Source organism: Acinetobacter sp. 25-47-122 (assembly GCF_056779695.1).
This window is the reverse complement of record NZ_JBWYIJ010000008.1, coordinates 144,982-169,083: the sequence shown is the minus strand read 5'-3', so window position 1 is coordinate 169,083 and position 24,102 is coordinate 144,982. Positions and strand designations below refer to the sequence as shown.

Here is a 24,102-nt window from a genome sequence, read left to right as displayed (position 1 = left end):
GTTGAAATGGAAGTTCGTGAACTTCTTTCTACTTATGACTTCCCAGGTGATGACACTCCAGTTATCCGTGGTTCTGCTCTTGCTGCACTTAACGGTGAAGCTGGTCAGTTCGGTGAAGATGCAGTTGTTGCTCTTGTTGAAGCGCTTGACACTTACATCCCAGAGCCAGAGCGTGCTATTGATAAAGCATTCTTAATGCCAATCGAAGACGTATTCTCTATTTCTGGTCGTGGTACAGTAGTAACTGGCCGTGTAGAAGCTGGTATCGTGAAAGTAGGCGAAGAAGTTGAAATCGTAGGTATCAAAGACACAGTTAAAACTACAGTTACTGGCGTTGAAATGTTCCGTAAACTTCTAGACGAAGGTCGTGCGGGCGAGAACTGTGGTATCTTATTACGTGGTACTAAGCGTGAAGACGTACAACGTGGTCAAGTACTTTCTAAACCAGGTGCGATCAAGCCACACACTAAATTCGATGCAGAAGTATACGTACTTTCTAAAGAAGAAGGTGGTCGTCACACTCCATTCCTTAACGGTTACCGTCCACAGTTCTACTTCCGTACAACTGACGTAACTGGCGCGATTCAATTGCAAGAAGGCGTTGAAATGGTTATGCCTGGTGACAACGTAGAAATGTCAGTAGAATTGATCCACCCAATCGCAATGGACCCAGGTCTACGTTTTGCGATCCGTGAAGGTGGTCGTACAGTTGGTGCTGGTGTTGTTGCTAAAGTAACTGCATAATAGAAGTATAAACGAAAACCGAGGGTTTCGATTCTCGGTTTTGTTATAGGTCAGTAGTTCAATTGGTAGAGCGTCGGTCTCCAAAACCGAATGTTGGGGGTTCGAGTCCCTCCTGGCCTGCCAAATTATTTTTGATAAAAAGCTTGATGCTGGCTAAACTGGTCATATAATAAGTCGCGAATTCAACGACGAGTACAAAAATGTCGAATGATAAATCGCGTGACGCATTAAGCGACGCGCCAATTCCTCAAAGAAACAATTCCGCTGAAGTCGTTAAGTCTGGTTCACCAGTTGACGTGATTTTATGGATTATTGCATTGGCATTACTTGCTGGTGCACTTATGGTAAATCAACATCTTCCAGCATATTGGGTTCCCGCAAACAATATTTGGGTGCGTGTTGGGGTAATTTTGGCTTGTATCGTTGTGGCTTTAGGTTTATTATACGCCACCCATCAAGGCAAAGGCTTTGTTCGTTTGTTGAAAGACTCACGCATTGAACTGCGTCGAGTGATTTGGCCAACAAAGCAAGAAACAGTAACTGCATCATGGCAAGTGTTACTTGTTGTTGTAATCACCGCTATTGGTTTATGGTGTTTTGATTACATTATTAGTTGGTTGATGAAGTTTATTATCGGGTAAAAGAGCTATGAAACGTTGGTACATTATTCATGCCTATTCAGGTTATGAAAAACAAGTGATGCGTTCGCTTAATGATCGAATCCAGCGTAGCGCTGTTGCCGATAGCTTTGGTGAAGTCCTTGTTCCTACCGAAGAAGTGGTAGAGATGAAGGATGGTAAGAAACGTAAGTCAGAGCGTAAATTCTTTCCTGGCTATGTGTTAGTTGAAATGGAAATGAATGACGATACTTGGCACATTGTTAAAGAATGTCCAAAAGTACTCGGATTTATTGGTGGTACGGCAGAAAAGCCTGCTCCAATTACGCAAAAAGAAGCTGACGCGATTCTTGCACGTGTACGCAATACTGGCGAAGCACCTCGTCCTAAGACAATGTTCGAGCCAGGCGAAGAATTATTGGTTACTGATGGTCCATTCACAGACTTTAAAGGTGTGGTGGAAGAAGTTCAGTACGAAAAGTCACGCTTAACGTTGACGATTAATGTATTCAATCGACCAACTCAAGTTGAATTGGAATTTCGCCAAGTCGAAAAAACAATTTAATTTGGATTGGTTGAAAACGCCCGATTTTATTAATCGGGCATTGTTGTTGTAACGGTATCGTTACTTGTAAATATTGGGGAGCCTTAATCGGCGTTTGTACCCAGAGGTAATTGAAATGGCTAAGAAGATTGACGGCTATATCAAGCTGCAAGTTCCAGCTGGTAAAGCGAATCCATCTCCACCAATCGGTCCTGCACTAGGTCAACGTGGTGTAAACATCATGGCATTCTGTAAAGAATTCAATGCTGCTACACAAAAACTTGAAGCTGGTCTTCCGATTCCTGTAGTGATCACTGTGTACAACGACAAGTCGTTCACATTTATCATGAAAACTCCGCCTGCTGCTATTCTGCTTAAGAAAGCTGCTGGTATCCAAAAGGGTTCAGCTGTACCTAACAAAACTAAAGTTGGTAAGTTGACTCGTGCTCAATTAGAAGAGATCGCGACTACTAAAGAACCAGATTTAACTGGTGCTGACTTAGACGCGCGTGTACGTACCATTGCTGGTTCTGCACGTTCTATGGGCTTGGAAGTGGAGCTTTAAGACATGGCTAAATTAACTAAACGTCAAAAAGCGATTGCAGCTGCTGTAGAAGCGAACAAAGTTTATACTTTGGAAGAAGCTGTAGCAGTACTTTCTAGCCTTCCAGCTGCTAAATTCAAAGAATCTTTGGATGTAGCTGTAAATCTAGGTGTTGATCCTCGTAAATCTGACCAAGTTGTTCGTGGCGCGACTACACTTCCTGCAGGTACTGGTAAAACTGTACGTGTAGCTGTGTTTGCTCAAGGCGCTGCTGCTGAAGCTGCTAAAGCTGAAGGCGCGGACGTAGTTGGTTTTGATGACCTTGCTGAAAGCATTCAAGCGGGTAACCTTGACTTTGATGTAGTAATTGCTGCTCCAGATGCAATGCGCGTTGTAGGTAAGTTGGGTACAATCCTTGGTCCACGTGGCTTAATGCCAAACCCTAAAGTGGGTACTGTAACTCCTGACGTAGCAACTGCAGTTAAAAATGCAAAAGCTGGTCAAGCGCGTTACCGTGTAGACAAAGCGGGTATCATCCACGCTGCGATCGGTCAAGTAGGTTTCACTGCTGAAGCTGTTCGTCAAAACGTTGAAGCTCTTGTAGCTGACCTTAAGAAAGCAAAACCTGCGACTTCTAAAGGTGTTTATATCAAAAAGATCACTTTAAGCTCAACTATGGGTCCTGGTCTTACTATTGATGTAACTAACGTTTCTAACTAAGTTTAACTTAGACAGAATTTTAAAGCCCTGAGTAAGATTTGAAGCGCTGCTTCAAATCTTACGCAAGATACCGGTTTGGGATTTCTTGCGAACTTAGGCAAACTTTGAATTGGTAAATGAGAATTTATCAGCGTCAAAGACCTCAGGCGAGGGGAGTTTTATGCTTCGCTCTTAATATTCCAGCCTGCGTAGACGCGGTGGTGTGATTTAGTTCATCCTCCGCGTGTTGACTCAGTGATGAGTTAACGAACTGGGAGTGTACTTCGCGTGAGTACATGAATCACCGTTAGGAGGTTTTACAATGGCTCTTCTTATCGAAGACAAAAAACAGATCGTAGCTGAAGTTAACGCTGTTGCTTCTACTGCTTTCACTGCTGTTGTTGCTGACTACCAAGGTTTAACTGTTGAGCAATTAACTGCTCTTCGTGTTGAAGCTCGTAAACTAGGTGTTACTACACGTATCGTGCGTAATACTTTAGCTAAACGTGCTCTTCAAGATACTCAGTTCGATATCTTGAACGACAACCTTGTTGGCCCAACAATTTTAGCTTTCTCGACTTCTGAAGACGACATGGGCGCAGCTGCTCGTTTGTTTGAAGAATTCGCTAAAACTAATAAAGCATTTGAACTTAAAGCTGCTGCATTCGATGGCAAGGTTTATCAAGGTGCTGAAGTTAGCGTAATCGCGAACCTTCCGAACCAAGAAAAAGCGCTTACTATGCTTGCAAACGTTCTTCAAGCTCCTATTTCGAAATTGGGTCGCCTTATTACTGCGCTCAAAGAGAAAAACGAGTCAGAAGCTGCTTAAGCTTAATAAATCAATTTCCACACCATTCAATATCCATTTGGAGTTATTCTCATGGCTTTAACTAACGAAGAAATCTTAAACGCAGTTGCTGAAAAAACTGTTCTTGAACTTGTTGAACTTATCTCTGCTTTTGAAGAGAAATTCAATGTATCTGCTGCTGCTGTAGCTGTTGCTGCTGCTCCAGGTGCTGGCGCTGCTGCTGCTGAAGAACAAACTGAATTCAACGTAGAGTTGACTTCTTTCGGTGCTAACAAAGTTGCTGTAATTAAAGCAGTTCGTGAAGCTACTGGTCTTGGTCTTAAAGAAGCTAAAGATTTAGTTGAAGGCGCTCCAGCTCTTCTTAAAGAAGGTGTTTCTAAAGAAGAAGCTGAAGAACTTAAGAAGAAACTTGAAGAAGCTGGTGCTCAAGTTACTGTTAAGTAATTTCGCCATGGGGCCAATATTAATTTGACCCCAAAAATTGGCTGATGGCTCTTGGGTCATCAGCCTTTTTGCGTTACAATTATCGGCTCGATTTTTGTTAACTTGATGTAAAAATCATCAATACTAACTATAATTGAATAAAATCAAACGCTTACCAATATTTTTCCATGTTTAAAAATATTGTTAAGCGTTTTAATACCACTGAACATTGCAGCATTTGAACAAAGTGGTGGTCATATCGACCTGCGTAATTCCTTCTAGACCCGTTCTGCAGGCGGGTTTAGTTTACTTTCCGAGGACTCCAGATGGCATACTCATATACCGAAAAGAAACGGATCCGTAAGAATTTTGGTAAATTGCCCCAAGTGATGGATGCTCCGTACCTGCTCGCGATTCAAGTCGACTCGTACAGAACGTTCCTTCAAGATGGCAAAACACCAAAAAACCGCGAAGATATCGGTCTCCAAGCCGCATTTCGTTCAGTTTTTCCAATTGAAAGTTATTCTGGGAATGCTGCTTTAGAATTCGTTGAGTATAGCCTTGGTAAACCAGAGTTTGACGTTCGCGAATGTATTCTTCGTGGCTCAACTTATGCGGCACCAATGCGCGTAAAAATTCGTTTGATCATTAAAGATCGCGAAACGAAATCAATTAAAGACGTACGTGAACAAGAAGTGTACATGGGTGAAATGCCACTTATGACACAGAACGGTACGTTCGTGATCAATGGTACTGAGCGTGTAATCGTATCTCAATTACATCGTTCACCTGGTGTGTTCTTTGATCATGACAAAGGTAAGACGCATTCAAGTGGTAAGGTGCTTTATTCTGCACGTATCATTCCTTACCGTGGCTCATGGTTGGACTTTGAATTTGATGCTAAAGATTTAGTATACGTACGTATTGACCGTCGTCGTAAGTTACTTGCGACTGTGATTCTTCGTGCCTTGAACTATACAAACGAACAAATTCTAGACATGTTCTATGAAAAAGTTCCTGTATATCTAGACATGGGCAGCTATCAAATTGACTTGGTTCCAGAGCGTCTGCGTGGTGAAATGGCACAATTTGATATCACAGATAATGACGGTAAGACAATCGTTGAGCAAGGTAAACGTATCAATGCGCGTCATGTTCGTCAAATGGAAGCTGCAGGCTTAACTAAACTTCCAGTACCTGATGAATATTTGTATGAGCGTATTACTGCTGAAGACATTACATTACACAATGGTGATGTGATTGCTGCAAACACAGTTCTTAGTCATGAAGTAATGGTTAAAATCGCTGAAGGCGGCGTTAAGCAATTTAACCTACTTTATACCAATGACATCGATCGCGGTTCATTCGTAGCTGATTCATTACGTGCTGATACGACTTCTGGTCGTGAAGAAGCGCTTGTAGAAATTTACAAGGTAATGCGTCCAGGTGAGCCACCAACGAAAGAAGCTGCAGAAAACTTATTTAACAACTTGTTCTTCTCTTCTGAACGTTATGACTTATCACCAGTTGGTCGTATGAAGTTCAACCGTCGTTTGGGCCGTCCTTACGAAGTGGGTACGGATCAGAAGTCACGTGAAGTTGAAGGTATTCTTTCAAACGATGACATCATTGACGTATTAAAAACACTGGTTGAAATCCGTAACGGTAAAGGTGAAGTCGATGATATCGACCACTTAGGTAACCGTCGCGTACGTTCTGTTGGTGAAATGACAGAAAACCAATTCCGTGTTGGTCTAGTTCGTGTTGAACGTGCTGTGAAAGAGCGTTTATCACAAGCAGAGACAGATAACTTGTCTCCACAAGACTTGATTAATGCAAAACCAGTAGCGGCTGCAATCAAAGAATTCTTTGGTTCAAGCCAGTTATCTCAGTTCATGGATCAAAACAACCCATTGTCTGAAATTACACACAAACGTCGTGTATCAGCATTAGGTCCAGGTGGTTTAACACGTGAACGTGCGGGCTTCGAAGTACGTGACGTACATCAGACTCACTACGGTCGTGTTTGTCCAATTGAAACGCCTGAAGGTCCAAACATTGGTTTGATCAACTCATTATCTGTATATGCGAAAGCGAATAGCTTTGGTTTCTTAGAAACTCCATATCGTAAAGTTGTTGATGGTCGTGTAACGGATGAAGTTGAATATTTATCAGCAATTGAAGAAGTAGGTACTGTGATTGCACAGGCCGATTCTCAATTGGATAAAGATGGTAACTTAACAGAAGAATTCGTATCTGTTCGTCACCAAGGTGACTTCGTACGTATGCCGCCAGAAAAAGTAACGCACATGGACGTATCTGCTCAGCAGGTTGTTTCTGTGGCTGCGTCACTGATTCCATTCCTTGAACACGATGATGCGAACCGTGCATTGATGGGTTCAAACATGCAACGTCAGGCTGTTCCTACGCTGATTGCTGACAAGCCTCTTGTTGGTACAGGTATGGAAGCGAACGTGGCGCATGACTCAGGCGTGTGTGTGATCGCGAAACGTGGCGGGCGTATTGAATACGTAGATGCATCTCGTGTCGTTATTCGTGTGAATGAAGATGAAATGGTTGCGGGTGAAGCAGGTGTAGATATTTACAACTTGATTAAATACACACGTTCAAACCAAAACACATGTATTAACCAAAAAGTGCTTGTGAACCTAGGCGACAAAGTTGGTCGTGGTGATGTACTTGCTGATGGTCCATCAACTGATGGCGGTGAATTGGCACTTGGTCAAAACATGCGTGTCGCGTTCATGACTTGGAACGGTTACAACTACGAAGACTCGATCTTATTATCTGAGCGTGTTCTTCAAGAAGATCGTTTGACGTCTATTCACATTCAAGAACTCTCTTGTGTCGCGCGTGATACTAAACTTGGTTCAGAAGAAATTACTGCTGATATCCCTAACGTAGGTGAGGCTGCTCTTTCTAAGCTTGATGAATCAGGTATTGTCTATATCGGTGCTGAAGTAACTGCTGGCGACATCTTAGTTGGTAAAGTAACACCTAAGGGCGAAACGCAGTTGACTCCTGAAGAAAAATTGCTTCGTGCAATCTTTGGTGAAAAAGCAGCTGATGTGAAAGACTCTTCACTTCGTGTTCCATCTGGTACGAAGGGTACAGTTATCGACGTTCAAGTGTTTACTCGTGATGGTATCGAGAAAGACGAACGTGCTCAAGCGATTGAGAAAGCTCAACTTGATGCATACCGTAAAGACTTGAAAGAAGAATACAAAATCTTCGAAGAAGCTGCACGTGAGCGCGTTGTACGTTTGTTGAATGGTCAAGAGTCTAATGGCGGCGGTACAACAAAACGTGGCGACAAGTTAACTGATGAAATTCTTTCAAATCTAGAACTTGTTGATCTACTTGATATCCAACCAGTAGATGAAGGCATCGCGGAGCGTTTAACTCAAATTCAAGTATTCTTGAAAGAAAAGAGTCTTGAAATCGATGAGAAATTCGCTGAGAAAAAACGTAAGCTTTCTACTGGTGATGAGTTAACAACTGGCGTATTGAAAGTTGTTAAAGTTTACCTAGCAGTAAAACGTCGTATTCAGCCTGGTGATAAGATGGCGGGTCGTCACGGTAACAAAGGTGTTGTATCAAACATCTTGCCAGTTGAAGACATGCCACATGATGCGAATGGTGTTCCAGTAGATATCGTATTGAACCCACTAGGTGTACCTTCACGTATGAACGTGGGTCAGATTCTTGAAACTCACTTGGGTATGGCTGCGAAAGGTCTTGGTGACAAGATCGATCAAATGTTGAAAGAACAACGTACTGTACTTGAACTTCGTGAATTCTTAGACAAGATTTACAACAAAGTTGGTGGCGAGCAAGAAGATCTTGATAGCTTAACTGATGATGAAATCTTGGCACTTTCAGGCAACCTCCGTAAAGGTGTTCCACTTGCAACACCAGTATTTGACGGTGCCGAAGAAGGTCAAATCAAAGAGTTATTAGAACTATCTGGTCTTTCACGTACTGGTCAGACAGTACTGTATGATGGCCGTACTGGTGAACGTTTTGACCGTCCTGTAACTGTAGGTTACATGTACATGTTGAAATTGAACCACTTGGTTGATGACAAGATGCATGCGCGTTCTACAGGTTCTTACTCGCTTGTAACGCAACAGCCGCTTGGTGGTAAAGCACAATTCGGTGGTCAGCGTTTCGGTGAGATGGAGGTCTGGGCACTCGAAGCATATGGCGCAGCTTATACGCTTCAAGAAATGCTGACTGTGAAGTCGGATGACGTTGAGGGTCGTACCCGTATCTATAAGAACATTGTAGATGGTAACCATTATATGGACCCAGGTATGCCTGAATCGTTCAACGTATTGACCAAAGAGATCCGTTCTTTAGGTATCAACATTGAACTGAAAAATGGTGACTAAATCCCCCTCAATCCCCCCTTTGATAAAGGGGAGACTTTCCCCTCTTTAAAAAAGAGGGGTTAGGGGAGATTACCAATTCAGTTAAAAAACAATATTTGTGACCCAGTTGTGAAGTGAAAATCTCCACAACACACGGAGAAAAAAATTGAAAGACTTGCTCGATATCATGCGCAAAAAGACGGATTCAGACGGTCATGCTCCTGTAGAGTTTGATCGCATCCGTATTGGTCTTGCGTCACCAGAAATGATTAAGTCATGGTCTCATGGTGAAGTTAAAAAGCCAGAGACAATTAACTATCGTACGTTCAAACCTGAACGTGATGGTTTATTCTGTGCCAAAATTTTTGGTCCAGTAAAAGATTACGAATGCTTGTGTGGTAAATACAAGCGTATGAAATACAAAGGCGTCATTTGTGAAAAATGTGGCGTTGAAGTAACAACTGCGAAAGTTCGTCGTGAACGTATGGGTCACATTGAGCTTGCTTCACCAGTTGCACACATTTGGTTCTTAAAATCACTGCCTAGCCGTATCGGTCTTCTTTTAGACATGACGCTACGTGATATCGAACGTGTATTGTATTTCGAATCTTACGTTGTAACAGATCCTGGTATGACTCCGTTCGAAAAATACCAACTTCTGAATGACGAAGAATACTTCACAGCATTAGAAGAGCACGGTGATGAATTCACTGCGAAAATGGGTGCTGAAGCAGTTCAAGATTTGTTGAAAGACATTGATCTTGAGGCTGAGATTTCTCGTTTACGTGAAGAAATTCCGAATACAACTTCTGAAACGAAGCTTAAGAAAGCATCTAAGCGTTTGAAGTTAATGGAAGCGTTCAAAGAGTCGAATAACAAACCAGAATGGATGGTGTTGACTGTACTTCCTGTACTTCCACCAGATCTTCGTCCGCTTGTACCACTTGAAGGTGGTCGTTTCGCGACATCTGATTTGAACGATCTTTATCGTCGTGTGATCAACCGTAACAACCGTTTAAAGCGTCTTCTTGATCTAGCTGCTCCAGATATCATCGTACGTAACGAAAAACGTATGTTGCAAGAATCTGTAGATGCATTGTTAGATAACGGTCGTCGTGGTCGTGCAATTACTGGTTCGAACAAACGTCCTCTTAAATCTTTGGCAGACATGATCAAAGGTAAACAAGGTCGTTTCCGTCAGAACTTACTTGGTAAGCGTGTTGACTATTCTGGTCGTTCGGTAATTACTGTAGGTCCTACTTTACGTCTTCACCAATGTGGTCTTCCTAAGAAAATGGCACTTGAGTTATTCAAGCCGTTTATTTTCGCGAAATTACAAGCGTCTGGCCAAGCAACTACCATTAAAGCTGCGAAGAAAATGGTTGAGCGTGAGACTCCAGAAGTTTGGGACGTTCTTGCATCTGTGATTCGTCAACATCCAGTGATGTTGAACCGTGCGCCAACACTTCACCGTTTAGGTCTTCAAGCATTTGAGCCTGTACTGATTGAAGGTAAAGCGATCCGTCTACACCCACTCGTATGTGCTGCGTTCAACGCCGACTTCGATGGTGACCAAATGGCGGTACACGTTCCATTAACACTTGAAGCTCAATTAGAAGCTCGTGCGTTAATGATGTCAACGAACAACATCTTGTCTCCAGCAAACGGTGAACCAATCATCGTTCCATCGCAAGACGTTGTCTTAGGCTTGTATTACATCACCCGTGATGCAATCAATGCCAAAGGTGAAGGCATGGTGTTCGCGGATACTCACGAAGTAAACCGTGCGCTTGCAACAGGTCAAGTTGATTTACATGCTCGTGTTAAAGCTCGTGTACATCAAACTGTGATCAATGAAAATGGTGAGCGTGAGCAACAAACCATTATCGTTGATACAACACCAGGCCGTTGCTTACTTTGGGAAGTTGTGCCAGAAGGTTTAAGCTTCGAGCAAATCAACGTTGAGATGACCAAAAAGAACATCTCTAAATTGATCAACTCTTGCTACCGTAAGCTTGGTTTGAAAGATACTGTTATTTTTGCTGATCAATTGATGTACCTCGGTTTCCGTCAAGCAACACGTTCAGGCGTGTCTGTTGGTATGGAAGACATGGTGATTCCACCTGCGAAGTATTCAATTATCGAGAAAGCTGAAGTTGAAGTTCGTGAAATTGAGCAACAGTTCGAACAAGGTTTCGTAACTGCCGGCGAACGTTATAACAAAGTTGTCGATATTTGGGCGCGTACAAACGACCAAGTAGCGAAAGCGATGATGGATAACTTGTCTTACACGACTGTTAAGAACAAACAGGGTGAAGACGAGAAACAAAAATCATTCAACTCGATCTACATGATGTCTGACTCGGGTGCCCGTGGTTCGGCAGCTCAGATTCGTCAGCTTGCAGGTATGCGTGGTTTGATGGCAAAACCGGATGGCTCAATTATTGAGACACCAATTAAAGCGAACTTCCGTGAAGGTTTGACGGTACTTCAGTACTTCATTTCAACACACGGTGCGCGTAAAGGTTTGGCCGATACAGCATTGAAGACAGCGAACTCGGGTTACTTGACACGTCGTCTTGTAGACGTAGCGCAAGACTTAGTGATTACTGAGCCAGATTGCGGTACTTTTGACGGTCTAGTAATGACGCCATTCATTCAAGGTGGTGATGTTATCGAGAACTTAGGTACTCGTGTACTCGGTCGTGTATTAGCTGAAGATGCGAAGCGACCAGGTTCTGATGAAGTGGTACTACCACGTAATACACTCATCGATGAGAAACTTGCAAACTACCTAGAAGAGCAAGGTGTCGATGAAGTTAAAGTGCGTTCAGTTGTAAACTGTGCATCTACTTTTGGTGTATGTGCGAAATGTTATGGTCGTGACCTTGCACGTGGTCACTTGGTGAATCCAGGTGAATCAGTGGGTGTAATGGCTGCTCAATCAATTGGTGAGCCAGGTACACAGTTAACGATGCGTACATTCCACGTGGGTGGTGCTGCGAGCCGAACTTCTGCTGCGAACAGTGTTCAAGTACGTAATGCAGGCTTTGTCCGATTCCATAATGTGAAGACAGTTCAACACGCTAAAGGTCACTTGGTGTCTGTCTCTCGTTCTGGTGAGATTGGTATCACTGATGACATCGGTCGTGAGCGTGAGCGTTATAAACTTCCTTACGGTGCCTCAATCTTGATTAAAGATGGTGGTGCGGTAGAAGCTGGCGGTATTGTAGCGACTTGGGATCCGCATACGCATCCATTGGTAACAGAAGTTGCTGGTAAAGCACGTTTCAGCCAAATTGCTGATGGCGTGACTGCAACATCGAAAACTGATGATGCAACAGGTATGACGACAGTTGAAATTTTACCTGTAACGTCTCGTCCAGCTTCTGGTAAAGACTTACGTCCAGCGATTGTGTTAGATACAGTTGATGGTGGTGAACAGTTCTACTTCTTACCACAAAATACAATTGTGACTGTCCGAGATGGCGAAACAATTGGTGTGGGTGATGTAATTGGTCGTGTACCTCAAGAAACTTCACGTACTCGTGATATTACCGGTGGTCTTCCACGTGTAGCTGACTTGTTTGAAGCACGTAAGCCGAAAGAACATGCGATCCTTGCAGAAGTTTCAGGTGTTGTAAGCTTTGGTAAAGAAACTAAAGGTAAGAATCGTTTGGTGATCACACCGGATGATGGCTCAGAGATTTACGAAGAGTTAATTCCTAAGTGGCGTACGATTAACGTGTTTGAAGGTGAGCATGTTAACCGTGGTGAAACGATTTCTGATGGTCCGCAAAATCCACATGACATCTTACGTTTGAAAGGTGAAGTGGCATTAACCAACTACATCGTGAACGAAGTTCAAGACGTATATCGTCTCCAAGGTGTAAAAATCAACGATAAGCACATTGAAGTCATCGTACGTCAAATGTTGCGTAAAGTTGAGATCATCGATGGTGGTGATACAAGCTTCATCAAAGGCGAGCAAGTGGATTACATCCGTGTTGTCCAAGAAAACCAAGCAGTACTTGCTCAGAACAAGTTCCCTGCGAAGTTTGAACGTCAATTGATGGGTATCACGAAAGCTTCACTTTCTACTGACTCGTTCATTTCTGCTGCATCGTTCCAGGAAACAACACGTGTGTTAACTGAAGCTGCTGTAACAGGTAAAGAAGATGATTTACGCGGTCTAAAAGAAAACGTGGTTGTTGGTCGCTTGATCCCAGCGGGTACAGGTTTGGCTTACCACTTAGAGCGTCGTCGTCAAGAAGCAGAAGCTGCTGAACACGAATTGGTTAATGACTTCTCTGAAGTTGACCAAGCGTTCTCACAAGCATTAAATGAAGATCAGTTTTAATCTAAACTGAATTAAGAAGGCACCTACGGGTGCCTTTTTTTATTGAGTTTGATAATGTGAATTTGAGGCTAAATATCTATTTTGAAAAAAACTCTTTACAAATAGCATCATTTTCGCGTTCTCTTGTAACAGAAATTGAAAATTTTATTCTCTAGATCGCGATATGCTTATATAAATAGACAAAGAGGGACATCAAGATGAAAAAGTTAACAGCTGTCATGGCGATGGCAACCGTATCTACAATGCTACTTGCAGGTTGTGAAAGCATGACGCCGAATCAACAGCGTATTGGTGCAGCTGCTGCAGGCGGCGCACTTGGTGGTGGTGTTGGTAATAATGTTGGTGGTGGTGTTGGTGCAACGCTTGGTGGTGGTGCAGGTGCCGCTGTAGGTAGTAAAGCTCAAGGGGGCTCAGATCGTAATGCCACTTATAGTGGTGTAGGCGGTGCAATCGGGTCTGCAGTCGGTAAAAGTATTTTTGGTGGTAACTCTGGCGCTGCAATTGGTGGTGCAATTGGCGGCGGTGCAGGAGCAGCGATAGAGCAAAAGCGATAGAACAAAATAATCGTTAATTTGCTAAAGTGATAAAAAAAAGCGCTCATAGAGCGCTTTTTTTATTAACGGAAACGTGTGGCTTTTGCCTTCTTGCGACGGATATACACAGTTTTGTGAACTTCTGCGATCCGTAAGCCTGATTCATCCATAATATTCACAGTATAGTTACGGTAAACAGGAGCATGATTGCTAGCGAGCTCTTTGATGAGTTGTATTTCACTGGAATCAATGCGGATATCTGCATAAACAGTGCTACGACCAGGAGTTAAAAAATCGATGCTTGCAGCCTTATCCCAAACAATATATTTATCACCTAAGTGATACATGAGTAATGTCATATAGAATGGGTCAACCATAGAATAAAGGCTACCGCCAAAGTGGACACCCACAATATTTTTATTTTTTCGTGTAAGTGGCATTTTTACACGAATATGATGATTTTTTAAGTCGATTTTATCGATAGTAATGCCTGCGCCTTGAAAGGGTGCAAAGCTATTAAACATATACTTGGAGATTAACGGAATTGTCGTTAGCTTTTTCAAAATACTCATTTAGGTCAATTATTTTTATTTCATTAGTTAGCATACTAAAGTACAAAAAATATTCTGGCATTGATCGAAAATCATCGTAGACCAAGAAAACGGTCAATCAATAACAAAAAAGGTTGAGCATATTATGCAATTTGAATCGCATTGGATTAACACGACAGATCAACAAAAACTCTATGCTAAAACATGGGGAGATCGGAATAAGCCGGCATTGGTGCTTGTGCATGGTTATCCAGACAATCAAGAAGTATGGGAACCAATCATTTCGAATTTAATCGAAGATTATTTTGTTGTAACTTATGATGTGCGTGGCGCTGGTCAATCGAGCGTACCGAAAAAGATTCGCGCTTATGCATTAGCTCAACTGTCTTTGGATTTGGAGAGTGTGGTAAATCATCTGTTGCCAAATCGAAACTTTCATGTGGCAGCACACGATTGGGGCTCAATTCAAACATGGGAATCCGTAACAGAATCTAAATTTAAAGGTCGTATTCTTTCATATACCACTATATCTGGACCATGCTTGGACCATGCTGCTTATTGGATGCGTGAACAATTCAAACATCAAAAACCAAAGTTCTTTAAGCAATTGATTAAGTCTTGGTACATCGTACTATTTCAGCTACCCGTAGTTGCACCGACGATGTGGAATTTTCTCAATCCAGATCGCTGGGGCAAAATATTTGAAATTCTTGAAGATACAAAAGGCTTACCTGTAAACCAAAATATCTCTAAGGATGGTGAGTATGGTGTGGCACTGTATCGCGCGAACTTTATTCCACGTCTAACGATGCCTCGTCAACGTCATGCGATTTGTCCCGTTCAAGCGGTGGTCTTAAAACGTGATAAATATGTAAGTCCTGAGTTGATTGATGAAATTCCAAAATGGGCGACAGGTTTTGAACGTGTTGAGGTAGATGCGAATCACTGGGCAGTTTTAAGTCGTGCACAAGAGATCGCATCGTATATTAAACAATTTGCAAAAAAAAATGCGCAAGGCGAATAGAATCTGACGAGTGAAGGTTTCAACCCCTGATGAGCAGATTTATTACAAACAAATTCTGATAAAATAGTTTTTTTGTCTGATTCCTATTTCTTATGTTTGCAATTCTTGCTGCCATTGGGGTCATGTTTGGCCTCTCTTTGGCTCGTGTGCCTGTGGTATTTGCACTGATCATTGGTGCTGTAACAGGAGGCCTATTGGCTGGTCTTGGTTTACAAGGCACTATGGAAGCGTTTAATGGTGGTTTAGGCAAGGGTGCCCAGATTGCTTTAGCTTATGGTGTACTTGGTGCATTTGCCTTAACTTTGGCTCGTTCAGGTTTGCCAGATCTTCTAGCATATAAAATGATTAATTCACTTAAAGGTGAGGCTAATCTTAAAATACAAAATCGTGTCAAATATGCCATCTTTGCAACGGTTGCAATAGCGGCTGTTTGTTCTCAAAACGTAATTCCCGTGCATATTGCTTTTATTCCTGTATTGATTCCACCATTATTGATGGTATTCAACCATTTAAAGCTTGATCGACGATTGGTTGCATGTCTACTCACATTTGGTTTATGTGCAACCTATATGTTGATCCCAGTCGGTTTTGGTGCAATTTTCCTAAATGATATTTTAGGTCAAAACATCAATACTTTTGGTGAACCACTTGGCTTCCAAATTGATTATGATCAAATCCCTTCTGCGATGGCGATTCCTGTGTTTGGGATGTTCGTAGGTTTATTAATCGCAGTGTTTTATAGCTATCGTAAACCACGAGAATATCGTGACATTCATGTCGAAGAACAACCACAAAGCATTTCGGGTGAAATGGGTGTTCGAGAAGGTTCTGCGAAACCGGAGGTTTCTAAATTTACGATTTATATGGCGGGGGTTGCTGTTTTAGCAACGCTTGCAGTGCAATTGTATTCTGATTCGATGATTTTAGCTGGTTTAGTCGGCGTGGCGATCCTAAGCTGTGCAGGTATTTTCAAGTGGAAAGAAGCTGACGATGTCATCATTACTGGTATGCGTATGATGGCACTCGTGGGTTTTATTATGATCGCAGCACAAGGTTTTGCAGCCGTGATCGGCGCTACTGGTCAGGTTCCAACGCTAGTTGAGGCTTCAGTCGCATGGATTGGTGATAGTCAAGGTTGGGCAGCATTCTGGATGTTACTCATCGGATTGTTAATTACACTAGGTATAGGATCATCATTCTCCACAGTGCCAATTCTTGCAATCATTTATGTCCCATTATGTATTCAGTTTGGTTTTAGTCCAGCAGCAACAATTGCGCTCATAGGTACTGCTGCAGCTCTAGGTGATGCAGGCTCTCCAGCTTCAGACTCGACTTTAGGACCAACATCAGGCTTGAATATGGATGGTCAACATGATCATATGAAAGACAGTGTGATTCCGACATTTATTCATTTCAATATTCCATTGATGATTTTTGGTTGGATCGCGGCAATGGTCCTATAACTACATTTAAAAAATGATTGAATAAAAGGCGATTAATATAATCGCCTTTTTTATTTTAAATCAGATTAAAATAGTAGGATTAAATAAAAAATTCCGAGTAAAATAATATGATTAATAGGTTATTTAAAATAATTGATGGTTTTATAATTGACTAAATTGGTATGATTTAAAATAAATTATTATTATAATCAGTTATTTATAAATAAAATGTATTTTATTTAATTTTTGAGAGTTGCATATTAATTTTTGGCATGTTTATTATATTTAAATAGTGGTTTATTTAGATATTTCTTTCAGAGGTTATAATAATGTTAAATAAAATTGCACTGATTGTTTTAGTTGGGATGTCAGCAAATGCGCTGGCAGGAGAATGGCAACTTAAGGTAGGTGCATCTGCAATTTCTCCAACGCAAGATACCACTGTGGCTGCTCTAGGAGGAGCTAAAGTGGAAGCCGATGATGAATTTGCTTTTACCCCTTCGGTGGAATATTTCTTTAATGATCAAATTTCTGCTGAATTATTATTAGCCACACCAGTTCGCCATGATGTTTTGATTAATGGCGCTGATGCAGTGACGATTAAACATTTACCACCAACACTGACTGCGAAATATCATTTTAAAAATACCTCGGGATTTACACCATATGTTGGTCTTGGTGCAACAGCATTTATCGCTTGGGATGAGCAAGGCGTTCAAAGTGTAAAAGAAGATTTTGGTTATGCAGCGCAGTTAGGTTTCAATTTCCAACCAGCTGATGCAAAAAACTGGGGTGTATTTGCTGACGTACGTTATGCAGATTTGAACCCTGAAGTGAATGTAGATGGAACAACAAAGTTCAAGCTAGATATAGATCCAGTCATCTATAGCATTGGTTACAGCTACAAATTCTAAAAATAAAGTTGCTCCTAGCCCTATTATTCAATAGGGCTTTTTTTATGTGTTGTACTATAACAGGTAGAAAATACCATATAAAAAAACAATTTTTTTCAATAATCTAGAAAGCTCATAACCGAGTAGTATGCATGAAGAACCAATTCATAAAACTCATCATTGTACTGGCTGCATGTGGAAGTGTTCCAGTATTTGCAGCGAGTTTTGATTGCAAAAAGGCGCAGTCCGAAACTGAGAAAGCTGTTTGTGAACATCGTATCCTGAATGATGCAGATGTTAAAATGGCTACGACTTATCAAATTCTACGTCGTTTAGTACCGATGGGAATGCGATCAATCATTCAGAATGAACAAGTCAAATGGCTGGAATTACGTGATCAATGCCAAGCAAATTTGCAATGCTTAAATCATGTCTATCAAATGCGTCAGCAAAAACTAGAAATACATCTTGATCGAATTTACAAACAAGGTCCTTTTTAAAAAAATTTAATTTTGACCATTGAAAAAATTAGAAGCTACACCATTCATTAAGCATTCAAAAAAATTGTTTTGATGTGTTTAAGGAGTAGTTTATGAGCGAGCAGAATACACAAAAACATAGTTTCCAAGCGGAAGTTGCTCAGCTTTTACATTTAGTGACGCATTCACTTTATTCAAATCCAGAAATTTTCCTTCGTGAGCTAATTTCAAACGCTTCAGACGCATGTGATAAATTACGTTTTGAAGGGATTAATCATCCTGAATACTATGAAAATGATCCAGATTTACGTGTTCGCGTACAATTGGATAAAGATAATAAAACCATCACCATTTCAGACAACGGTATTGGTTTAAGCCAACAAGAAGCTATTGATAATTTGGGTACGATTGCTAAATCTGGTACTAAAGACTTTATGTCTAAATTAACCGGTGATCAAAAGTCAGATGCACAGTTAATTGGTCAGTTTGGTGTCGGTTTTTATTCTGGCTTTATTGTCGCTGATAAAATCACAGTTGAATCACGTCGTGCAGGGGCTGAAGCTTCAGAAGGTGTACGTTGGATCAGTGGTGGTACAGGCGAATTTGAAGTTGAGCAAATTACAAAAGAAGGTCGCGGTACAGATATTATTCTACACTTGCGCGAAGACGCATTAGATTATTTGCAAAGTTATAAAGTAAAGCAAATTATCAATAAATATTCAGACCATATCAGTTTACCAATTCAAATGGAAAAAGAGGTATGGCAACAAGAAGAAGCAGCTGAGGGCGAAGAAGCGAAACCAGGCCAGTATGTCAAAACGGGTGAATGGGAGGCGATCAATTCTGCCAGCGCATTGTGGACACGTAGTAAGAATGACATTACTGAAGAACAGTATATTGAGTTTTATAAAAACTTAAGTCACGACTTTGAAGCACCGATTACTTGGGCGCATAACCGTGTAGAAGGGAGCACTGAATATACGCAATTACTGTATATCCCAAGTAAAGCACCGCACAACATTTTCTCACGTGAAGCGAAAGCAGGTATCAAGCTCTATGTGAAACGTGTCTTCATCATGGATGATGCAGATAATCTCATCCCGAACTATTTACGATTCGTTCAAGGTGTTGTGGATAGCGCAGACTTACCGTTGAATGTGAGTCGTGAATTACTTCAAGAAAGTCGAGATGTTAAAACCATCCGTGAAGGTAACACACGTCGAATCTTAACAACTTTAGATACTTTAGCTAAATCTGAAGATGAAGCAGATCAAGAGAAATTTAAGAAGTTTTATGCTGAGTTTGGTTCTGTCTTAAAAGAAGGTTTGGGTGAAGATTTCACCAATCGTGACCGAATTTTGAAGCTTCTACGCTTTGCAACTTCAAACAATGATGAGGTCACCACTTCATTGGCTGACTACAAAGCAGCAATGAAAGAAGGTCAAAAGGCGATTTATTATGTAACGGCGGAAAGCTTAGCCGCTGCTAAAAACTCGCCACAACTTGAATTATTCAAGAAAAAAGGCATCGATGTTCTGCTAATGACTGAACGTGTAGATGAATGGGCAATGGAATTTGTTCATGAGTTTGACGGGACACCAATGCAGAATGTCGCAAAAGGTGCTGTAGACTTAGGTGATTTACAGGATGCTGAAGAGAAAAAGGCATTAGAAGCGGCGGCTGAGCAGTTTAAACCTGTGGTTGAAAAGTTGTCTGAGTCATTAAAAGACAAAACCAAAGAAGTGCGCGTAACCACTCGTTTGGTTGATTCTCCAGCGTGTCTGGTAACTGGTGAAGGCGAATTGTCTCCACAGTTGATTCGCATGTTAAAACAAGCAGGTCAAGCAGTCCCAGAAAGCAAGCCAATTTTAGAGATTAACCCTGAGCATCCATTAGTGAAAAAATTGGATGGTTCAGCACAATTTGACGATCTTGCAAATGTGATTTTTGATCAAGCGATGATTGCGGAAGGTGGTTTACCAGAAGATCCAGCTGCATATTTAAAACGCATTAACAGCTTATTATTGAAATAAGCGCATATTTTAAATTGTGATCCAAAGCCTATCTTCGGATAGGCTTTTTTTATGCAGCGCCGTCGTAGGATGTAAAAGGAACTATTTAAGCTTTGGGTTAAACTAGATAAATTTTTTCGATGTTAATGATAAAAAAATACGTCCAAGTTTTGATTTGTAAAACATATTAAACAATAATAATTAATCTATAATAGCGATCATTAAATATTGGGAATATTCTATGAAAACTTCAATGATGCTCGCATTTAGCATGTTTTGTCTGAGCTTAACCAATGTCTCTTATGCAGAACAAGATGTGAAAAAAATTGTTCGAAATGATCGTGTAACCGTGGTGAAGCATCAAATTCCACAGTTTGATATTAATCCTTTTGTGGATAGTAAACGTATCGCACGCACAGATCGTGTCGGTTATGTTTTACCTAAAACTGAAGCTGAAGTGGTGCCTAAAAAAACACGTATTACACGTAATGATCGTATCATGATTCAAAAGCCTGTCATTTGAGAATCTAAGATCCAAAAAAAGCCCATCAGTGATGGGCTTTTTTTATGACTATTATCGAGCGCTAAAATCTAGCTTCAAGACGAACTAATGCACGAGGATAGTGTGATCGATCTTCACGCTTGTCATTAAAATAGTTAAGATCACCTTGAACAAAGAACCATTCGCGGAATAAGGGTTGGCGCCAAGAAACAAAAGGTCCCCAACTGTTCATACGTAAATCATCGTTGTTGTAATAACCACCCACATACATACCATAGTTAAAGCGGTTATCATGGAAAAACTGATGTTGGCGATAGGTACGATTATCCCAAGTCCAATCATCATCCTGCTCATCTGCATAAGTTAGATAAAGCTGATTTGAAATAAACGCTTCATTTGGACGTGCGTGGGTGAGTTCCAAATTGGTTCTTAGATAATTTTCACTATCTATACCATAACGATAGATTTGTTCAGCATGAAAGGAAAAATCATTCCCGAGAGTCCAATCTTTTTTTGCCTTCAAGCGGGCATAAATGTCATCTCCAGATCGAATACCTAAATCAGCATCTAAATCGAAAGGTAACTTATCAGACAGTTGTGACCAACGTAATGCGATCGAACTGTTATCTTCACGGATTCGCTTAGTGTCGACATTTTTGTCGGGATCACCAGCAGGATTTTCATTGGTAATGGCAATATTGTTGTCAATTTCATTATCCAGTGAATCATCACCAAAGACTAAACTTAATTTACGCTCTAAGGTTGGTAAGTCGATTTTACCGCGTATACGTGGCTTGAATTCGTAATCATCATACTTATTCCATTTATTATCAAAGATTACACGTAGCGTTGCTTTGGCGGTTTCATCTTCATAACCTTCACCAAACCAACCATCGATTCGCTGAGCGGTTCGGTCTGCCCAGTGGCGAATCGATTTTTGACGTCGGTCAATCCATGATAAATCTTCAGTCGCTTGGGTCGGGGCGTATATTTTTTTATTGGATTGTTCAGGGAATAGAGTGGGGGTTGAATCTACCATGCGAGGAACGTAGTTAATCCAACCTAAGCTATTTTCATCCGATGTTGGCCAATCTTTTTGTTGAAATTCTAAAGGATAGTCTAAAGTAGAGAATTCGCTACTGACACTGATTTCATCTGTTTGATAAGGATCAGTCAAGTGATCTATCTGATCTTGGCTATACACGAAAGTACTTAAAAAGCTACAACTTAAGACAAGACTTAAGGTTGACGGTTTGAATTGCTGCATGATTCTTTTCATATTCGCTCTAAGTCATTTTCATTGTTAAGCCACTGAATTTATTTATAAAATTAAAAATGGGCTTAAGCATCGTGATATTATTAAAAATCAATGTTTGATCTATTCTAATGAATTGTTCAACAAAATTCACAATAAACAACAATGAATTTGAAGTGATTTAAAATTGGAACAGATAATGAGAAGACTTGAAACTGAAATAATTTTATTAAATGATTGTTTTATAGATAAAAAAAGACCTCCTTGGGGAAAGAGGTCTATAAAAATTTACCATGTATAGAGTCATGCAGTGAATCTATACATGAAGTATATTCAGTTCCGATTCACTTGAATAGGCTTGTTTATGCAACGCTGAATTCTATTTTTATAACAGTCTAAATATGGCTTAAGTCATGCAACCTTAAACCAGTATTTAGGTTGTCGAAGGTGTTTTATGATTTGCTTGGTGGTACTTCACAATGCTCATCAGTACAAGTTTCTGCATCTTCAACAGTGGGTTGATCTGTTTGTTCATTGGCAGTTGTTAATACTTTGTTAATCACATCTTGGAAGACTTCAGTCGGTTGAGCACCAGCTAAAGCTACACGCTGATCGAATACAAAGAATGGTACGCCAGTCACTTTCAATTGATCACGTGCAAGTTCTTCATCAAATTGGACAAAATCGGCATATTGATCAGAATCCAAAATATCATCCACTTCAACTGGATTTAAACCAATGCGCGAAGCAACATCTTCGAGGGTTTCACGCTCGCCAATGGCTAAACCTTGGGTCATATAGCTATAAAAAAAGGCTTCTTTTGCTTCCGAACCCAATCCTAAGCTTTGTGCATGATGAATAATTCGATGGGCGTTGAATGTATTTCCTGAGTTGGCATTTTCCCAATTGAACTCGATGCCTTCTGCTTTTGCCATTTCCGCAATATTGCGTTGCATTTCTTCAACTTCAGCGACAGTACGCCCATATTTTAATGCTAAACGTTCGCTATTTGAGACTTCTTGACGTGGCGGTGCATCAGGATCTAGCTGAAAACTGTGCCAATGGACTTCAAGTTCTACACCAGTTGCAGCAGCTGCTGCTTCTAAACGTTTTTTTCCGATATAGCAAAAAGGGCATACTACATCTGACCACACATCTACACGCATAAAAAATCTCTAATCATCATTTATGAATCTATAGTGTGGGCAATGACAACAAAATTAAAGGTCTAAATCTGAAACGCAGAGTTTCAATCCGATATATTTCTGTCGAAAATATGAATTTTGCGTAATAAATTATTGAAACTTGATCACAGAATCACGAATAAATCGACAAAATCACAGCAATATCCACTAAATTCATTCCTATTTCTGCTTAAAAAATATGCTATACAATACACATCATGTGCTTGTCATTGTTCGCAAGTGATTCATTACTCAAACAAAAAAAAGGATAGGAGTTTGAGATGCGCGGAATTTTAGCGGTGGTTATCGTCATGGTGACCTTATTATTTGGTTATTGTGCCTACGCGCAAAATGAAAAAAATGATGAAGTGCAACGTCAACAATTTGATTTGGTGATGACGGAAAAAATTGAGCAGCTTTATGTTCAAGCGAAGGATTGGAAAACCCCTCTGAATTTTAAAGTTGAAGATGAGCGTTTGGATGGTGACTATAAGGTACTTTCTGAATTTATTTTGAAGTATTGGGTAGACAATATTGAATCACGAAATATGTATTTACGTGAGTTAGATCAAGCCAAGTGGGATGAGTTTCTGAACGTTCGTCGCCTAGAATTAGATAAAAAGAATAAATATCAAGACACCGAAAAGATATTTGTCCAAGTGAAAAAAATTCAATCTGAATATCAAACGCGTGACCAACAAATTTATGCGACAGCTTTACAAGCGCTTGATGCTTTGGAGATGAAAGCAGACTTGCGTGAGCCAATGAAAGAAAAGTTAAAATTCAGCCGACAGCATAATAATGATCAAGCTTTGTTTGCTTTAGAACTTAAGATCACAAAAAAAGCTGAAGAAATGTTTGAGTTTTTGAAGAATCATGACTGGCAACGCCGTAATGAAATGATCCTATTTAAAAGTGATCTCAGTGTGAATCGCTTTAACGAGTTATATCGCGAATTAAATCAATTACAACGCGAAATTGATCAGTTAAAAAATCAAAATGCCGAAGTGATTGAAGCACAAACAGTGAATCAAAGTCCAAGTTCTGAACCCGTTGTTCAGGAAGAAACGCAATAAACATTCTTTCTTGGTTGT

At 40.6% G+C, this 24,102-nt stretch carries 20 protein-coding genes and 1 tRNA gene; 18 read left to right on the top strand and 3 right to left on the bottom strand.

What is annotated here, in order from left to right:
- From AC1M9P_RS09315 to AC1M9P_RS09265, 11 genes are all read left to right on the top strand, one after another.
- Window positions 1-744: EF-Tu C-terminal domain-related protein (locus tag AC1M9P_RS09315; protein ID WP_481587410.1), on the top strand; the 744-nt coding region annotated here is incomplete at its 5' end.
- 47 nt (window positions 745-791) lie between these two features.
- Window positions 792-867: transfer RNA gene (locus AC1M9P_RS09310), tRNA-Trp, on the top strand.
- 77 nt (window positions 868-944) lie between these two features.
- Window positions 945-1,385 carry a preprotein translocase subunit SecE gene (secE, locus tag AC1M9P_RS09305; RefSeq protein ID WP_035265936.1) on the top strand — a complete coding sequence of 147 codons (441 nt, stop codon included), beginning with the start codon at window positions 945-947 and terminating at the stop codon, window positions 1,383-1,385.
- Window positions 1,386-1,392: 7 nt separating this feature from the next.
- Entirely contained in the window at window positions 1,393-1,926 is a 534-nt protein-coding gene (gene nusG / locus AC1M9P_RS09300) for a transcription termination/antitermination protein NusG (RefSeq protein WP_035265938.1), read from the top strand.
- Window positions 1,927-2,041: 115 nt separating this feature from the next.
- Window positions 2,042-2,470, top strand: coding sequence for a 50S ribosomal protein L11 (gene rplK, locus AC1M9P_RS09295; RefSeq protein WP_004813566.1), 429 nt, complete (start codon window positions 2,042-2,044; stop codon window positions 2,468-2,470).
- 3 nt (window positions 2,471-2,473) lie between these two features.
- Entirely contained in the window at window positions 2,474-3,169 is a 696-nt protein-coding gene (rplA, locus tag AC1M9P_RS09290) for a 50S ribosomal protein L1 (protein WP_035265940.1), read from the top strand.
- 301 nt (window positions 3,170-3,470) lie between these two features.
- Window positions 3,471-3,977 (top strand): 50S ribosomal protein L10, encoded by a 507-nt coding sequence (rplJ, locus tag AC1M9P_RS09285; protein WP_035265941.1) that lies wholly within the window; start codon window positions 3,471-3,473, stop codon window positions 3,975-3,977.
- Between the two features lie 51 nt (window positions 3,978-4,028).
- Complete coding sequence (rplL, locus tag AC1M9P_RS09280) at window positions 4,029-4,400, top strand: 50S ribosomal protein L7/L12 (protein ID WP_035265942.1); 372 nt, start codon at window positions 4,029-4,031, stop codon at window positions 4,398-4,400.
- Window positions 4,401-4,705: 305 nt separating this feature from the next.
- Complete coding sequence (rpoB, locus tag AC1M9P_RS09275; RefSeq protein ID WP_481587409.1) at window positions 4,706-8,794, top strand: DNA-directed RNA polymerase subunit beta; 4,089 nt, start codon at window positions 4,706-4,708, stop codon at window positions 8,792-8,794.
- Between the two features lie 145 nt (window positions 8,795-8,939).
- Window positions 8,940-13,133: a DNA-directed RNA polymerase subunit beta' gene (gene rpoC / locus AC1M9P_RS09270; protein ID WP_035265945.1), complete on the top strand. Its 4,194-nt coding sequence runs from the start codon at window positions 8,940-8,942 to the stop codon at window positions 13,131-13,133.
- 197 nt (window positions 13,134-13,330) lie between these two features.
- Window positions 13,331-13,687 (top strand): hypothetical protein, encoded by a 357-nt coding sequence (locus AC1M9P_RS09265; RefSeq protein WP_035265949.1) that lies wholly within the window; start codon window positions 13,331-13,333, stop codon window positions 13,685-13,687.
- Window positions 13,688-13,749: 62 nt separating this feature from the next.
- On the opposite strand, the gene AC1M9P_RS09260 is transcribed toward AC1M9P_RS09265, so the two are convergent.
- Window positions 13,750-14,238 carry a DUF4442 domain-containing protein gene (locus AC1M9P_RS09260; RefSeq protein ID WP_035265952.1) on the bottom strand — a complete coding sequence of 163 codons (489 nt, stop codon included), beginning with the start codon at window positions 14,236-14,238 and terminating at the stop codon, window positions 13,750-13,752.
- Window positions 14,239-14,362: 124 nt separating this feature from the next.
- Between AC1M9P_RS09260 and AC1M9P_RS09255 the strand changes: the two genes are divergently transcribed.
- From AC1M9P_RS09255 to AC1M9P_RS09230, 6 genes are all read left to right on the top strand, one after another.
- Window positions 14,363-15,241, top strand: coding sequence for an alpha/beta fold hydrolase (locus tag AC1M9P_RS09255; protein WP_481587408.1), 879 nt, complete (start codon window positions 14,363-14,365; stop codon window positions 15,239-15,241).
- 92 nt (window positions 15,242-15,333) lie between these two features.
- Complete coding sequence (locus AC1M9P_RS09250; RefSeq protein WP_481587407.1) at window positions 15,334-16,704, top strand: Na+/H+ antiporter family protein; 1,371 nt, start codon at window positions 15,334-15,336, stop codon at window positions 16,702-16,704.
- Between the two features lie 308 nt (window positions 16,705-17,012).
- Window positions 17,013-17,597 (top strand): OmpW/AlkL family protein, encoded by a 585-nt coding sequence (locus AC1M9P_RS09245; protein WP_481587406.1) that lies wholly within the window; start codon window positions 17,013-17,015, stop codon window positions 17,595-17,597.
- A 131-nt stretch (window positions 17,598-17,728) separates the two neighbouring features.
- Window positions 17,729-18,076, top strand: a complete 348-nt coding sequence (locus AC1M9P_RS09240; RefSeq protein WP_481587405.1) for a lysozyme inhibitor LprI family protein — start codon at window positions 17,729-17,731, stop codon at window positions 18,074-18,076.
- Window positions 18,077-18,168: 92 nt separating this feature from the next.
- Window positions 18,169-20,088, top strand: coding sequence for a molecular chaperone HtpG (gene htpG, locus AC1M9P_RS09235; RefSeq protein ID WP_180028982.1), 1,920 nt, complete (start codon window positions 18,169-18,171; stop codon window positions 20,086-20,088).
- A 220-nt stretch (window positions 20,089-20,308) separates the two neighbouring features.
- Entirely contained in the window at window positions 20,309-20,590 is a 282-nt protein-coding gene (locus AC1M9P_RS09230; protein ID WP_481587404.1) for a hypothetical protein, read from the top strand.
- 61 nt (window positions 20,591-20,651) lie between these two features.
- Here the strand turns inward: AC1M9P_RS09230 and AC1M9P_RS09225 are convergent, their stop codons facing one another.
- Entirely contained in the window at window positions 20,652-21,848 is a 1,197-nt protein-coding gene (locus tag AC1M9P_RS09225) for a hypothetical protein (RefSeq protein ID WP_481587403.1), read from the bottom strand.
- A gap of 428 nt (window positions 21,849-22,276) precedes the next feature.
- The gene (locus AC1M9P_RS09220; protein WP_481587402.1) at window positions 22,277-22,990 is read right to left on the bottom strand and encodes a DsbA family oxidoreductase; all 714 of its coding nucleotides are present in this window, start codon (window positions 22,988-22,990) and stop codon (window positions 22,277-22,279) included.
- 299 nt (window positions 22,991-23,289) lie between these two features.
- On the opposite strand from AC1M9P_RS09220, the gene AC1M9P_RS09215 reads away from it, so the two are divergent.
- Window positions 23,290-24,084, top strand: a complete 795-nt coding sequence (locus AC1M9P_RS09215) for a hypothetical protein (protein ID WP_481587401.1) — start codon at window positions 23,290-23,292, stop codon at window positions 24,082-24,084.
- The last annotated feature ends 18 nt before the right edge of the window (window positions 24,085-24,102 follow it).